A 14958-nucleotide genomic window follows, 5' to 3' on the forward strand; every position below is an offset into this window, starting at 1 on the left:
GCCAGCGTCCCGTCACGTTAGGGGGGTAGGGTGCCGGGCCTGTCGTCTGGTGGTGAGAGGGAGGGGCGGGCCCTCACAATCATCCGAGTCAACGGCGCATCTTGGTTCGCAGGCCTTCCGAAAGTTCTGATGAAACTCTTAAGCTTTTCTCAAGAAATTCGTTTCTCAATGAAATCAACAACTTACGGCGAGGCCGCATGGCTGATTCAGAGTCGATGAGTGAACAGGAAGAGCCTGCGGGAGGGCAAGCCGGCGGGTCCGCAGCCGCAGCCGAATCCGGCGCGGGGCTTGTCGGGAGCTGTTGGCAAATTGGCGACTGGCTGGCCGATCCGACCCTGGATGAGCTGCGCTGCGGCGATCAGGTGCACAAGTTGGAGCCTCGCAAGATGCTGCTGCTGATGGCCTTGGCGCGTCGGCCACAGCAGTTGGTGACCTTGGATCAGCTGCTCGACGAAGTCTGGGCGGGCGTGGTGGTAACCCCTAGTTCGGTGTACCAGTCGATCTCGCAGCTGCGTAGCTTGCTCGGTGACGACGCCAGCCAGCCGCGTTACATCGCGACCGTGCCGCGCAAGGGTTACCGGATGGTGGCGGCGGTCAGCGAGGTCACGCCTGAGCCCGCAGCGGCTCCGGCTCAGCAGGTGCAGCCAATGCCGCCGAGCTTGCCTGAATCAATGTCTGTTGCGCCTGTCCCCGCCGTCGCGTCTGCCGCCGCGCCCGCCGTGCCAGCGCCGCGACGCCGCCTGCTGCTCGGTGGTTCGGTGGCTGCGGCGGCCTTGCTCGGCTCGGGAGGCTGGTGGGCTTGGCAGCGCGTGATGGGCATGGCGCACATGCCGGCCGCTGACATCACCCTGGCCGTCCTGCCTTTTGCCGACGCCTCGGCCAAGGCCTTGGAACAGTCCTTGGCCGACGGCCTGGCCGAAAGCGTCATCGGCGTCTTGTCGCGGCATCAGCAGATCCGTGTCACTGCCCGCGCAACCTCGTTTCAGTTCCGCAACCCCCAGGCCTTGGCGCCCCAAGCCGGGCAGCTGGCGATCAGTCATGTGCTGAGCGGTGAACTGCAGCGTTGGCAGCAGAGCCTGCAGCTCAAGCTCAGCCTGCACCGCGCGGCCGACAGCGAACTGCTCTGGCGCCATGTGTTGGATGCACCCGCCGCCGCCTTGAGTGGCCTGGCCTTCAGCGCCGCCAACGCCGCCTTGCAGGCCTTGGGGACCACGCCGCTGCCGGCCAGCGTGCTGCCCATGCCGGCCGCTGACGCCTATGAGCTGTATCTGCAGGGCTTGCAGCACCAGCGCGGGGGCGATATCGAAGGCATTCTGAAGGCGCGCGACTATTTTCAGCGTGCGATTGACACCGACCCTGGCTTTGCCCTGGCCTATGTGGGGCAGGCGGTCAGCTGGATTGGCGAGTTCAATTACGGCAAGGGCTTGAGCCTGCGGGCCATGGATGCGCGCGCCCAGCCGCTGATCGACCGCGCCCTGCAACTTGATCCCGAGCTGCCGCTCGCCCTGGGGGCACAGGGCAGCCTGCTATCCCAGCGCGGTCAGGACGATGAAGCACGGCGCTGGCATGAGCGGGCGCTGGCCATGGCACCCAGCGATGCCACCTTGCTGTTTTGGGCCGGCGCTGCCGAGAACAGTGCGGGCTGGCCGGCTCGCGCGCTCGGCTACTTCAGCAAGGCGGCTCAGCTGAGCCCCTTGTCGCCGCAGATTCAGCATTTGACCGGCGTGGCCGCGACGAACACGGGCCGCTACGAGACGGCCGAAGCTGCCTATCGCCGTGCGATCAGCTTAGCGCCTAAACACCCCAATGGTCAGTGGGGATTCGGCATCATTGGCTTTGCGCGGGGGCGGCTGGATGAGGCCGTGCAAGGCTACCGCAAGGCTTTGCTGATCAATTCGAATCGGCCCTGGCTGTGGGAGCAGCTGGCATGGATTTATCTCGATCTGGGTCTGGTCGACGACGCGGGTAAAGCCTTCGCTCAGTTCCAGGCCCAGAGCCCGCAGCCGGCCTGGGCGCGCGTTTCGGCGGTGCGGCAATGGGTGCGTGCCGAAGACCGGATGGCCTTGACCAAGGCGTTGGCGGCCTTGCCGGAGCAGAGCGCGGAGCGCGATGCGGTGATCGATCTGGCCTTGTTGCGCTTGCTGCTGGGTCAGCAGGACGTGGCGCTCAAGACCTTGGGGTCCGTCATCGGCCTGGTCTTGGCGGACCCGGTGCCGCTCTACAACGAATGGGAAACATTTTTGGGCCAGCATGTCTGGCTGGACGTGGCCGCCATCTATTACGCGGCGGACCTGCGGGACAAGGCCGAGCCCTTCATCGAGCAAGCCTCCAGCTATGTGGAGCGTTATGCAAAGCAGGGCAATGTCTGGCACGCCATCGGCTATCACCGCGCCCGCATTGCCGCGATGCGAGGTCAGCCCGAGGCGGCGCTGACGGCCCTGGAAGACGCGTATCGCCTGGGCTGGCGGCGTGGCTGGTGGCTGACGCAGGACCCGGCGCTGCAAAGCCTGCGTGAACTGCCACGCTTCAAGACCTTGTTGGCCCGCATCGAGGCCTCCAATCAAGTGCAGCGACAAACGCTGATGTCGACGACCTGAGTCGGCGCTGTCACACACCGTCACACAAGCCAAACAGTTGACCCACAGACGCCGGGCCTGCCTTTCAACACAATCACTACATCGCTTCTCGGGGCAGCAAGCCACCGTTGAACGAGATCGTTATTGACACTTGAAAGGTTGGACCACATATGAAGAAGCAAATCATTGCCATCACCACGACTTTCGCCTGTTTGACCGCTGGCGGCCTGGCCCAAGCGGCCGATGAAGGCTTCTACGTGGGTGGCGACATCGGCCGTTCCAGCAACAATCTCAAGAGCCCGACCAAGCCCTCGGTCGGCATCGATAAAACGGCCACCAACTGGGGCGTTCATGGCGGCTACCAGTTCAATAAATACTTCGCCACCGAACTGGGCGTGACTCGCTTGGGCTCAACCCATATCGGCAGCGGTGAGTCCACCAGCACCAGTTATTCGCTGGATGCGATTGGCCGCCTGCCCTTGACCGACAAGTTCGCACTGTATGGCCGTCTGGGTGCCGCACACCACGAGCGCAGCTATTCGGGCTTTGACAAAAACCATGGCGTGGGCTTCAAGACCGGCCTCGGTGCAGAGTACGCGCTCGGCAGCAATTGGGCGCTGCGCACCGAGCTGACGCGCTTCAACAATATGCCGACGCAGGGCACCTACGGCAATGCCAGCAATGTGCTGAGCATGGGCGTCAATTACCGCTTTTAAGTGACGGGCAGCTCGGTGGGCCAGCTCATCAGCAGTCTGGCCCCGCCCAGCGGCGCGGTCTCGATGCGGGCCGCGCCGCCATGCGCTTCGGCGACACGCCGCACGATCGCCAGCCCGAGGCCGAAACCATGGCCGCTGCGCTTGTCCGACAGGCGCTTGAAGGGCGTGAAAACGGCTTCTCGGTCGGCCAGCGGCACGCCGTCGCCATCATCATCCACGGCCAGCAAGACCTGACCCTGTTCGACCCAGGCGGAGAGCACAATTTCGGCCCGCGCATGGCGGGCGGCATTGCGCAAGGCATTGCGCAGGCCGTAGGGAGCCAAGCGGGCATCAAAGCGTACTTGGGGCGGCAGTTGCAAATCGCAGCGCAACTGCTTGCCGTCGAGCAAAGGGCTTAGGCTTTGCGCCTCGGTGGTCAACAGCGCGGCCAGGTCGGCCATTTCGCATTGGGCCTGCAGCGCGCCCATGTCCAGACGGGCCAGCATCAGGCTGGTGTCAATCAAGGTGTCCAATTCATCCAGATCGCGCTCGCAGGCCTGCACGGCTTGCTCGCGCTTGGCGGCGTCTGCTTCGTCCACCAGAGCGTCGAGCGCGAAGCGCAGGCGCGCCAGCGGAGTGCGCAGCTCATGCGAAATCGAGCCGGTCAACTCCCGCTGAGTGGCCAAGGTGCTGGCCAAACGGGCCAGCATCGCACGCCCACCGGCCGCGATGGGCTCGAACAGCCGGCTGTGGCTGTCTTGAATCGGGGCATCAAAGCGCCCCGCCAGCATCGCCTCGCCGGTCGCTTGCAGATTGCGCAGATCGCGCCAAGCCGGGCGCAGCAACGCCAGGCTTAGCGGCACCACGCCGGCCGCCAGGATCAGGGCGACCGCCAACATCAACCACAGCTCGCGCGGCAGCACCAGGGCGTTGCCGGGGCGGTCATCGGCATTCAAGGGGCCCAGGCGCAGGACTTGAGGGTCATCCGGCGCAACCGCGACAAAGACCAGTCGGTTGAAGCCCTGCACCAGCATTTCGCCTTTCGCCAGCCGAGCGCGCTGTTCGGCGTTCAGGCTGGCGGCCGGCACGAGCTGGACCGGGTAGGCAAACAGCTCGTCCAACTGCTTGACGCGCCGAGCCCGCGTCGGCGGGTCGAGTGGGTGCAGCTCATCCACCAGCATGGCTGCCGTGCCGCGCATAAAGCGGCGCAGGTAATCGTCGCTGATGCCGTCGACGGCCAGCATCACGACGGCCTGCACCAGCAGCACCAAGGCCAGCACCGCCAGGCCCAGGCCGAGCGCCAAGCGGGTCAAGGGGTGGCTAATCTTTGGCAAAGAGATAACCCTGAGCGCGCACGGTCTTGATGCGCTCGGCGGCCCCCAACTTTCGGCGCAGGCGCGAGATGCGGGCGTCAATGGCGCGGTCTAGGCCATCAAACTCCAGCCCGCGCAGGCCTTGCATGATGTCGTCCCGCGAGACCACGCTGCCGGCGCGTTCGGCCAGAAACAGCAGCAGATCAAACTCGGCCGTGGTCAGTTCGATCTCTTTCTCATCCACCGTGACCGAGCGGGCGGCCGGTTTGATCAGCAGGACGTCGAAGCGCAGTTCGGCGCTGTCGCCGGCCGGGCTCTGTGCCGACGCCAGAGGTTCGCGGCGCAGCAAGGTCTTGATGCGGGCCAGCAGCACGCGCGGCGAGACCGGCTTGGTGATGTAGTCGTCGGCGCCCCCTTCCAGGCCCATCACCTGGTCGATGTCATCGTCGCGGGCGGTCAGCATGACGATGCGGCCGGCAAAGTCGCGCCGCACATCGCGCAGCACGTCAAAGCCGTCTTTGTCGGGCAAGTGGCCGTCCAGCAGCACCAGCTCGAAGCCGCCGGCGCGCATCAAGGCCTCGCCTTCGATGCCGCTGGCGCTATGGCTGACCATGTAGCCGGCCTTGCTCAGGCTGGCCACCACCAACTCGGCCAAGCGCTCGTCGTCTTCGACCAACAGCAGGCGCGGCGCTATTTCTTCTTTCACTGCTTGTCTTCCTTGTCTTGCTCGGCTGCCGCCTGCATCGCCTCTTTCCACATCCTTGCGGGCAAGAAGGTACGCAGCTGTTCCATCGCGCGCTCGATCAGCTCCGGGTGCAGTTCATGGCCGATATCGGGCAGCACATCGGCGGTGATATCGGCGCCTAACTGCACCAGGCGACGGGCCGCGCTGACCTGGTCTTGATAGGGCAAGACGCCGTCGAGTTGACCGTGCAGTATGTGTACGCTGACCTCGTGCGGCGCATGGGCCGGCGGGCTGGCGTAGGCGCCCGAGAAGGCCAGCACGCGGCCGGCCAGTTGGGCTTCGGCCTGCACCGCTTCGAGCGCCAACACCGCACCCTGCGAAAAACCGCCCAGCGCCACCTGTTGCCAAGGCAGCTCCCACTGCGCCGCCCAGCTGCGCACGGTGGCAATGAAGCCGGGCAATGCCGCCTGCACACGCTCGGCATGGTTGTCGTCATTGCAGCCGTCGAGCGAGTACCACTGCTGGCCGGCCTCAATCGGCAAGGGGGCGTTGATCGCCAGCACCGCGGCCTGCGGATATTGCGCCCGCAGCGCTTGCGCCAAGGGCCGCATCTGTGCGGCATCGGCGCCCGCGCCATGCAGGAGCAGGAACAGCAGCTCGGGCAGGCCCTTGTCGGGCAGCATGGCGACGGCGCGCGACGCGAAGGGGGCAGCAGGTGAGAGTGGAGCGGCGGTATTCATGACCCGATTGTCGCTGCCCGAGCAGCGTTCAGGACCGGTTGCGGTCGTTGTCCCTATGCCCGATCAGCCGCACCAGCGTGGCGCGCAGCTTGGGTGCGTCGATGGGTTTGGTTAGGAAATCATTCATGCCCGAGGCCAGCGCTTCGTCGCGCTCCGAGATCAGCGCCGCCGCCGTCAGGGCAATGATGGGCAGCTCTTCGGCATTGAAGCGGCGGCGCACCTCGCGGGTCGCCTCATGGCCGCTCATCACCGGCATCTGCACATCCATCAACACGGCGTCAAAAGGCTTGCCCATGCTGTGCGCGGCCAGCACCGCCTCGACCGCCTGGCTGCCGTCGATGGCCTGCGCCACCTCCAGCCCCCATTGCTGCAACTGGGCCACGGCAATCATCATATTGACCGGGTGGTCTTCCACCATCAGCACGCGCAGGCCTTGCAGGTCTTCGTTATTGCGGGCCTCGCGGGGCTGGTTGCTGATCGGCGTTGGCGCCGCCGGCAGCGGCAACTCGGCCCAGAAGGTCGAGCCCTGACCCAGCTCGCTGCGCACGCCGACCTCGCCGCCCATCAGCGTCGCCAACTCGCGGCAGATCGACAGGCCCAGTCCGGTGCCGCCATAGCGCCGCGTGGTCGACTCATCGGCCTGCGTGAAGGGCTGGAACAGGCGCTCATGCATGGCCGGCGCGATGCCCGGGCCGGTATCGATGACCTCGATGCGCACCCGCTCGTCGCTCAAACTCAAGACCCGCACGGCCACCGAGCCGGATTCGGTGAACTTCAAGGCATTTGATAAATAGTTGCTGAGAATCTGCCGAATTCGTACCTGGTCACCGACCACCCAGGCCGGCACATCGGCATCCACTTCGATCTGGAAGGCCAGGCGGTGCGCTTGCGCCAGCGTGAAGTAGGCCATGCGCATGGTGGCCAACATATCGCGCAAACCGAACGGTGCCGCCTCCAGCGTCAGGCGGCCGGCCTCGATCTTGGAGAGGTCGAGAATGTCGGAGATCAGGCCCGACAGGCTCTCGGCGCTGTCCAGCATCTGGTCCAGATAGCCGCGCCGCGTGGCTTCGCTCAGGTCGGGCTGCTGCAACATCCGCGCCAGGCCCAGCAGGCCGTTCAGCGGGGTGCGAATTTCATGGCTGGTATTGGCCAGGAAGGCGCTCTTGGCGCGGCTGGCCGCCTGCGCTTCGTCCTTGGCCTGGGCGAGCGCGGCCTCGACGCGGCGGCGCTCGGTGATGTCTTCCAGAATCCAGATCGTGCCGCCCCGGCTGGGGTGGTGCGGGTCGACCGCCTTGGCCAGCAGGCGGCACAAGAAGGTACTGCCGTCGCGCCGGCGCATGGTTTGCTCGGTCTCGACTTGCTCGCCCGCTTCCAGCTTGGCGCCCAGTTCCTGGCCGACGGTTTGGTAGCTTTCTTTGCTGGGCCAGACCACGCTGCCATGCTGACCGAGCAGGCTGCCGGCGGGCCAGCCGAACATGTCCTCCACCAGACGATTGACCTGTATGAAATGCTGGTCGCGCGTCAGCGTGATGCCGATCGAGGCGTTCTCGAGGATCGCCTGATGCACCAGGCGGCTACGCTCGGATTCGCTCACGTCACGCGAATTGATGACCAGGTATTGCTGGCCGTCCATCGCAAACGGCGCGGCCGACATCAGCATCGCAATCGGCTCGCCGGCCTTGTTGTTGAAGCTGACCGGGAACTCATCGGCGCGGCCATGCAGGCGTATCTGCTCCAGCACATGCTCACGGTCGGCCGAGTTGCGCCAGATGCCTAACTCGTCGGCCGTACGGCCCAGCACTTCCTCGCTGCTATAGCCGGTCAGGCGCTCAAAGGTCTTGTTGACCATCGCGTAACGGCCCGAACTCAGTTCGGTCAAGGTGATCACATCGGGGCTGGTGGCGACCAGATGCGAGAGCAGGCCCTCGGAGCGGCGCAAGGCCTCCTGGGCGCGCGATTGTTCGGTCTGATCGATGAAGAAGCTCAAGGTGGCGGGGCCGCTGGCGGCATCGACCCGCACGCTGGTGGCCGACACCAGGCGCCGCCGCCTTGACAGCGTGCGCAGGCGGAATTCGGCCATAGGCAGCATGCCGCCGACGGCCATCGCCTCGATCTTGGCGGCGCGTTGGCGCGCGCGCTCGTCGTCGCCGGGTTCGTAATGCGAGAACAGGTCCTGCCCGATCATGCTGCTGCGCTGGGTGTAGCCGAACATCGCCATCGCGGCCGGGTTGGCATCGAGTACACGGCCCCAGCGGTGCAGCACCAGCGGGCTGGGTGAGCGCCGGAACAGCTCCCGGTAGCGCGTCTCGGTGGCGTGGACGGCGTTCTCCGCATGCACCTCGTCGGTGACATCGCGGCCAACCCCCCAATAACCGCGAAAATTGCCCTGGCTGTCAAAGCGCGGCTCGCCGCTGATCGAGACATAGACCACATCGCCATTGAGCGCGCGTCGGCGCGCCACCATGCCATGAAACGGCCGGTGCGACTCCAAGTCGGCGCGGTGCGCGTCCATGTCTTCGTCGCTGACGCCGAGGTTTTCGATCTCCCACGGTGTCTTGCCCAAACGGGCTTGCAGGTCCAGGCCCGATTTGCCCGGCGTGTCTTCGGCCAGATGGGTGAAGCGGTAGTCGCGGTTCATCTCCCAATACCAGTCGGCCGCCATGCTCAAGAGACCACGGAAACGTGCATTGCGTTCGGCCGCTTCCTTGGTCGAGCGCTGCACCATGCGCAGCATGGCAAAGCCCAGGGTCAGACCGATCATCAACAACAAGCCGTGGCTGACGGCACGCAATGGCAAGCTGGCCAAGGCGCCGGCGCTGCTCTGCCAGCCCCGATATTCGGCCCAGCCCAAGCCGAGCACGGCCAGCAGGCTGATCGCCGCCAGCGCCATGCCGACCCGCAAGCCCAGCATGGCGGTCGAGAAGGCCACCAGCAGACCCAGCACCGACAAGCTGAGCGAGTACAAACCGGTGCCGCGCGAAACGGCGATCAACACCGTCAAGACCATGATCAAGGCCATGGTGCAGAGGACGGCGGTCATGCCCAAATGGCGTGGCAAGCGCCATAGGCTCAGCAGGCTCAGCAGGCCGATGCCGGCCGCAACGATGGCCGGCAGCAGGCCACCCAGCCAGGCATCATTCTGGCGGCCGAAAAACAGCACAAACGAGGTGGCCAGCAGAATTCCGCCGGACGCAGCGAGAAAGAGCCTTGCCGAATGCCAGCGCAGCTTGCGCTCCATCAGCGCTTGTTGATCGCTCGGGCTCAGCTCCTGGCCAACCAGGCTACTCAAATCGTCTTGGGATTCCTTGCTCACTTTGCCAACCGCTTCACTCAACTTGGTTCAACGCGGGAGTCTCCCCGACAAATTGGCGCTTGACCATTGGGTTAGCACCTGAATCGGGGCCTAAATCAAGGCCAGCGAGCATTTTGGGTATTTATGCACGGTCCATTGATCTAGCCTTGGGTCGAATTGCGGGCCCGGTTCAACTGCTCGCGCGTTTGCAGCGCCACCCGGCGAGCGGCGGCGGCAAAGTCTTCGCCCGAGCTGGCGTAGAGCACCGCACGCGAGCTGCTGACGATGATGGGTGCCGTTGGCCCCCAGCCGGCTTGCACGGTCGCCTCGGCGTCGCCGCCCTGCGCACCCACACCCGGGATCAGCAGCGGCAGCGTCGGTGCCAGCTCGCGCACGCGGGCGATTTCGGCGGGGAAGGTGGCGCCGACCACCAGGCCCAATTGGCCGTTCTTGTTCCAGTCGGTCTGCGCCAAACGGGCCAAATGCTCGTACAGCTTCGGATTCCCCGGCACATCGGCCAAGCGCTGGTTCTGCCAGTCGCTGCCGCCCGGGTTGGAGGTGCGGCAAAGCAGGATGGCGCCCTTGTCCGGATAGCGCAGGTAAGGTTCGATCGAATCAAAGCCCATGAAGGGGGACAGCGTCACCGCGTCGGCCTGGTAGCGCTCGAAGGCCTCTTTGGCGTATTGCTCCGCGGTTGAGCCGATATCGCCGCGCTTGGCGTCCAGGATGACCGGCACATGGGGCGCGACCCGCTTGATATGGGCCATCAGCTGTTCCAACTGCGCCTCGGCGCGGTGGGCGGCGAAGTAGGCGATCTGCGGCTTGAAGGCAATCACCAAGTCCTTGGTGGCATCGACGATGGCCGCGCAGAAGTCATAGATGCGGCCCGCGTCGCCCTTCCAGCTGCCGGGGAACTTGGCCGGCTCCGGGTCCAGCCCCACACAGAGCAAAGAGTCATTGAGGCTTTCGGCTTGCTTGAGTTGCTGGATGAAGTTCATGGGCGTGTTTTTCTGCATCGTTTAAGGTGTCGTATTGTCCAGGGTTTTATTCAGGGGAGGCCTGCATGCTTGTTTTGACGACCGATAGGCTGCGCCTGCGCTGGTTCGCGCCGGGGGACGAGGCCTATGTCCTGGAGCAGTTGCAGCAGGACTCCTGGAAGCTCAATATCAATGACCCCGGCGTGCGCGATCTCGGCGCCGCGAAGTTCTGGATGGAAGAAAAACTGCTCAGCCAATATTGGGGCAAGGGCCTGGGCCTGTGGGCGGTGGAGCGGACCAGCGACGGCGTCTTGATGGGCATGGCCGGCGTTTTGCAGCGCGACTACCTGCCGGCGCCCGATATCGGCTATGCCTTCTTGCCGCGCTATTGGGGCCAGGGCTATGCCCGCGAAGCGGCGCGTGCCTGCCTTGCCTATGCCCGCGACGTTTTGGGTGAGCCCCGGCTGATGGCCTCGACGGCACCCTTCAACGAGGCCTCGGGCCGGGTGCTTGAGGACTTGGGGATGCGCTATCTGGAGACCCAGCAGTTTGCCGGCGTCGAGGGGCTGAGCAAGGTCTACTCGATGGGTGAGCCGGCGCCGGCCGGCGACGAGCAGGCGCGCATCGCGGATCTGCTGAAGCGCTTCTTTGCCGTGTTCAACAACCAGCAGGGCCGCTGCCCAAGCCTGGCGGCGCTGCCCTATATGCTGCTGCCCCAGGCCATCATCAGCCGCGCCGATGACGCCGGCTTGCACCCCATGAGCGTCGAGGATTTTGTGCGGCCGCGCGCCGAGTTGCTGCGCCCCGGCGGGCGCTTGCAGCAGTTTGATGAAGCCATCATTGAGCAGCGCATTGATCACTATGGCCGCATCGCACAGGTCTGGGCGCGCTACCGCAAGCAGGGGCTGCTCGATGGCCAGGCTTTCGAGGCCGAAGGCGTCAAGACCCTGCAACTGCTGAACACCGGCCGACGCTGGCAGATCGCCGCGCTGGCTTGGGAGGATTTGCTGTGACCCATGAGCGAGCCAGTGCCGGTGTGTCACCGGAGCTTCAGTACACTGCGACCGTAGAGTTTCGGAGTTTGAATGAATCAGGCCGACAAATTACAGGATGAAATGCTGGCGGCGATCGCCAGCCGCGGTGGCGCTCGCAACTACCCGGCGCATGCCGTGTTGATCAACGAGGGGGATCAATCGGACGCCTTCTATATTTTGTTGGCCGGCCGGGTCAAGGTCTATGGCGCGGGTGATGATGGTCGCGAGGTGATCTACAACACCCTCGGGCCGGGCGAATATTTTGGCGAGTTGAGCCTGCTGGACGGTGCGCCGCGTTCGGCCTCGGTGGCCAGCCTGGAGCCACTGCGTTGCATCTTGGTGCGCGGGGTGGATATGCGGGAGTTCTTGGCCCAAAACCCTGACTTCGCTTTTCATCTGATTCAGCGCCTGGCTTTGTTGCTGCGCCGATCGACCGAAAACGTCAAGAGCTTGGCGCTTGATGATGTCTATCAACGCGTGGCGCGCATGCTCAATGAGTTGGCCGGCGCCGAGCCCCCCGACGGTGGCCCGAGGCAGGTTTCACTCAAGCTGACCCAGCAAGATATCGCGGAGCGGGTTGGGTCGTCCCGCGAGATGATCAGCCGGATCTTCAAACAGTTGCTGCAGGGCGGCTATGTCGAGCAGCGCGATGGCCGCTTGGTGTTGCTGAGGAAGCTGCCGGCGGGTTGGTAGCTTGCTGCTGTGTCGAGGCGGGATTCAGCCTGACCGATTGAGTTGGATCAAGCCCGCAGCAAGGAGCTGGCAAGGGCGGGCATTCCGCCACGCTCGACGCGTCAAAAGTGCCGCATGATAGGGATGGTCTGCATTCGCGCATGACGCTCAAATGACGGGTCACCGATGAACGCAAGCGCCACTCCGCAGCCCTGGCATCAATTGGATGCCCAGCATATTGCCGACCAGCATGGTGTCGACCTCGGCCAGGGCCTGGCGCATGCCGAGGCCAGCCAGCGCGCCGAGCAGCATGGCCCGAATGAGCTGTTGGCCAAGGCAAGACCTGGCCCCTGGACCTTGCTGGCCGAGCAGTTCAAAGACTTCATGGTGCTGGTGCTGCTGGGCGCCGCCGCTATTTCGGGGCTGATTGGCGACCTCACCGACACCTGGGTGATTCTGTTCATCGTGCTGCTCAACGCCGGTATTGGCTTTGTGCAGAGCTGGCGCGCCGATCAGGCGATGGCGGCCCTGCAGCAACTCGCCGCCGCCCAGGCCACGGTTTTGCGCGAAGGCCAGCCGCAGCAGGTGGCCGCAAGCACTTTGGTGCCCGGCGATGTGGTGCTGCTGGAGGCCGGCAACCAGGTGCCCGCCGACCTGCGCCTGTTCGAAATTGCCCAGCTGCATCTGGATGAATCGGCGCTGACCGGCGAGTCGGTCAGCGCCGGTAAACATATTGCGCCGCTGCCGGCCGCTGCAGGGGCAGCGCTGGGCGACCGCCTCAATATGGCCTTCAAGGGCACGACCGCCACGCGTGGCCATGGCCGTGGCTTGGTGGTGGCCATAGGCATGCACACCGAGTTGGGCAAGGTGGCCAGCTTGCTCGATGGCGCCGACCGCAGCACGCCGCTGCAGCAGCGTCTGGCCGCTTTCGGCAAGCGCCTGAGCATAGGCGTGCTGGTGATTTGCGCGCTGGTCTTCGGCGTCGGCCTGCTGCGCGGCGAGCCGCCCTTGTTGATGCTGCTGACCGCCATCAGCCTGGCAGTGGCGGCCATTCCCGAGGCCTTGCCCGCCGTCGTCACCGTGCTCTTGGCATTGGGCGCGCGCCGCATGGTGCAGGTGCAGGTGCTGGTGCGGCGGCTGCCGGCGGTGGAGACGCTGGGCTCGGTCAGCACGATCTGCTCCGACAAGACGGGCACCTTGACGCAGAACCGCATGCATGCCGAGCTGATGCTGACGCTGGGCCAATGCTGGGTGCCCGGCGATGCGGCCGTCACGCCTTTGCAGCAGGAGACCCTGCGTGCCGCCGCGCTGTGCAATGACGCCCGACGGCTTGAAGGCGAGGGGCAAGGATGGGCCGGCGACCCGACCGAAACCGCGCTGGTGCTGGCTGCGCTATCGGCGCAGTTGGACAAGGCGCGGCTCGACGCCGAGGCGCCGCGCGTGCAGGAGCAACCCTTCGACGCCGAGCGCAAGCGCATGAGCACTTTCCACCGCAGTGGCGGGCCGTCTCCCTCTTTCGTCGCCTACACCAAGGGCGCACCGGAGTCGCTGTTGCCTTGCTGCAGCGCGCAGTGGACGCCTGAGGGCCCGCAGCCGCTGGACACCCTTGCTTTGCTGGCCGCTGCCGACGCGCTGGCCGCCCAAGGCCTGCGCGTGCTGGGCCTGGCGCGGCGCGAGCATGGGCATTTGCCCGATACGAATTCGATCGAGGCGGTGGAAAGCGATTTGCAATGGCTGGGCCTGATTGCGCTGATCGACCCACCCCGCCCCGAGGCGCAGGCGGCGGTGCGCGACTGCATTGCCGCCGGCATCACGCCGGTGATGATCACCGGCGATCATCCCGCCACCGCCTTGGCCATCGCGCATCGCCTGGGGATAGTGGCCGACGCTCACGCCCCGGTGCTGAGCGGCCAACAACTGAGCGAGCTGGACGAGGCAGCCTTGCGCGCCGAGGTGCTGCGCGTGCGCGTCTATGCCCGCGTGGACCCGGCGCAAAAGATCCGCATCGTCGAGGCGCTGCAGGCGGGCGGCCAGTTCGTCGCGATGACCGGCGACGGCGTCAACGACGCGCCGGCCTTGAGGCGCGCCGACATCGGCGTGGCGATGGGCCGTGGCGGCACCGATGTGGCGCGCGAGTCCGCCAGCCTGGTGCTGCTGGATGACAACTTCGCCAGCATCGTCGCGGCGGTGGCGGAGGGGCGGCGTATCTACGCCAATATCCGCAAGTTCGTCCGTTACGCGATGACCGGCAATTCGGGCGAGGTCTGGGTGCTCTTTCTGGCGCCGCTGTTTCTGTTGCCGATCCCGCTGCTGCCGATTCACATCCTATGGGTCAATCTGGTCACCGACGGTCTGCCCGGCCTGGCCCTGGCCGCCGAGCCGGCCGAGCCCGGCCTGATGCAGCGCCCGCCTGGCGAGAGCCTGTTTGCCGACGGCATGTGGCAGCATATTCTGGGTTTTGGTTTGCTGATCGCCGGGCTTTGTCTGGGCGTGCAGTACTGGGCGATGGCGACTGGCCATGGCGCTTGGCAGACGATGGTTTTTACCTTGCTGACGCTGGCGCAGATGGCCCATGTGTTGGCGGTGCGCTCGGAGCGCTTGCCGCTGTGGCGTATCGGTCTATTGAGCAATTTGCCGCTGCTGGGGGCGGTTTTGCTGACGGTGTTTTTGCAGCTGGCGATCATCTATGTGCCTTGGCTGCAGGGAGTCTTCAAGACGCAGGCCTTGAGCTTGGGCGAGCTGGGGATTTGCTTTGCGGCGGCGGCGGTGGTGGGGGTGGCGGTGGAGGGGGAGAAGGCGTGGCGCAGGCGGGCCGTTTAGATGCTTGCGTTGTTCGTGTTTGGCCAAGTCGGGCTACCCGCACGATGCCGGGACTTGCCTTCGGCGAAACCTGCGGTTTTCGCCCCCGGCCTGCGACTTAATTTCTTGCGCGTTGCCGCCGACGCTGCAGTTAGGGCAAGAAAAAAGCGCCCCG

At 65.3% G+C, this 14958-nt stretch carries 10 protein-coding genes; 5 read left to right on the forward strand and 5 right to left on the reverse strand.

Translation table 11 applies throughout. The annotated features are described in order from the left end of the window. Positions 1-197: 197 nt before the first annotated feature. Entirely contained in the window at positions 198-2597 is a 2400-nt protein-coding gene (locus LNV07_RS19600) for a winged helix-turn-helix domain-containing protein (RefSeq protein ID WP_263572871.1), read from the forward strand. A gap of 149 nt (positions 2598-2746) precedes the next feature. After that, a complete protein-coding gene (locus LNV07_RS19605) occupies positions 2747-3292 on the forward strand; it encodes an outer membrane beta-barrel protein (protein WP_263572872.1) in 546 nt (181 codons plus the stop codon). Here LNV07_RS19605 and LNV07_RS19610 read toward each other — a convergent pair. From LNV07_RS19610 to pyrF, 5 genes are all read right to left on the reverse strand, one after another. After that, complete coding sequence (locus LNV07_RS19610; protein WP_263572873.1) at positions 3289-4605, reverse strand: ATP-binding protein; 1317 nt, start codon at positions 4603-4605, stop codon at positions 3289-3291. The two genes, LNV07_RS19605 and LNV07_RS19610, sit on opposite strands and share 4 nt — an antisense overlap. After that, complete coding sequence (locus LNV07_RS19615; RefSeq protein ID WP_397545587.1) at positions 4592-5290, reverse strand: response regulator transcription factor; 699 nt, start codon at positions 5288-5290, stop codon at positions 4592-4594. The genes LNV07_RS19610 and LNV07_RS19615 overlap by 14 nt, the downstream gene beginning before the upstream one ends. Further along, complete coding sequence (gene ypfH, locus LNV07_RS19620; protein WP_263572874.1) at positions 5287-6009, reverse strand: esterase; 723 nt, start codon at positions 6007-6009, stop codon at positions 5287-5289. The genes LNV07_RS19615 and ypfH overlap by 4 nt, the downstream gene beginning before the upstream one ends. A 28-nt stretch (positions 6010-6037) precedes the next feature. Further along, positions 6038-9298: a PAS domain-containing hybrid sensor histidine kinase/response regulator gene (locus LNV07_RS19625; protein ID WP_263572875.1), complete on the reverse strand. Its 3261-nt coding sequence runs from the start codon at positions 9296-9298 to the stop codon at positions 6038-6040. A 164-nt stretch (positions 9299-9462) separates the two neighbouring features. Next, the gene (gene pyrF, locus LNV07_RS19630) at positions 9463-10299 is read right to left on the reverse strand and encodes an orotidine-5'-phosphate decarboxylase (RefSeq protein ID WP_263572876.1); all 837 of its coding nucleotides are present in this window, start codon (positions 10297-10299) and stop codon (positions 9463-9465) included. A 65-nt stretch (positions 10300-10364) separates the two neighbouring features. Between pyrF and LNV07_RS19635 the strand changes: the two genes are divergently transcribed. The 3 genes from LNV07_RS19635 to LNV07_RS19645 all read left to right on the forward strand — a co-directional run bounded on the left by LNV07_RS19635 (position 10365) and on the right by LNV07_RS19645 (position 14804). After that, on the forward strand, positions 10365-11291 hold the full coding sequence (locus LNV07_RS19635; RefSeq protein WP_263572877.1) for a GNAT family N-acetyltransferase: 927 nt from the start codon (positions 10365-10367) through the stop codon (positions 11289-11291). A 72-nt stretch (positions 11292-11363) separates the two neighbouring features. Continuing rightward, positions 11364-12005, forward strand: coding sequence for a Crp/Fnr family transcriptional regulator (locus LNV07_RS19640; RefSeq protein ID WP_263572878.1), 642 nt, complete (start codon positions 11364-11366; stop codon positions 12003-12005). Positions 12006-12170: 165 nt separating this feature from the next. After that, entirely contained in the window at positions 12171-14804 is a 2634-nt protein-coding gene (locus LNV07_RS19645; RefSeq protein ID WP_263572879.1) for a cation-translocating P-type ATPase, read from the forward strand. Positions 14805-14958 lie beyond the last annotated feature (154 nt).

It is taken from the genome of Roseateles oligotrophus, from assembly GCF_025717515.1.
GTDB classification, from domain to species: Bacteria; Pseudomonadota; Gammaproteobacteria; order Burkholderiales; family Burkholderiaceae_C; genus Paucibacter_A; species Paucibacter_A oligotrophus.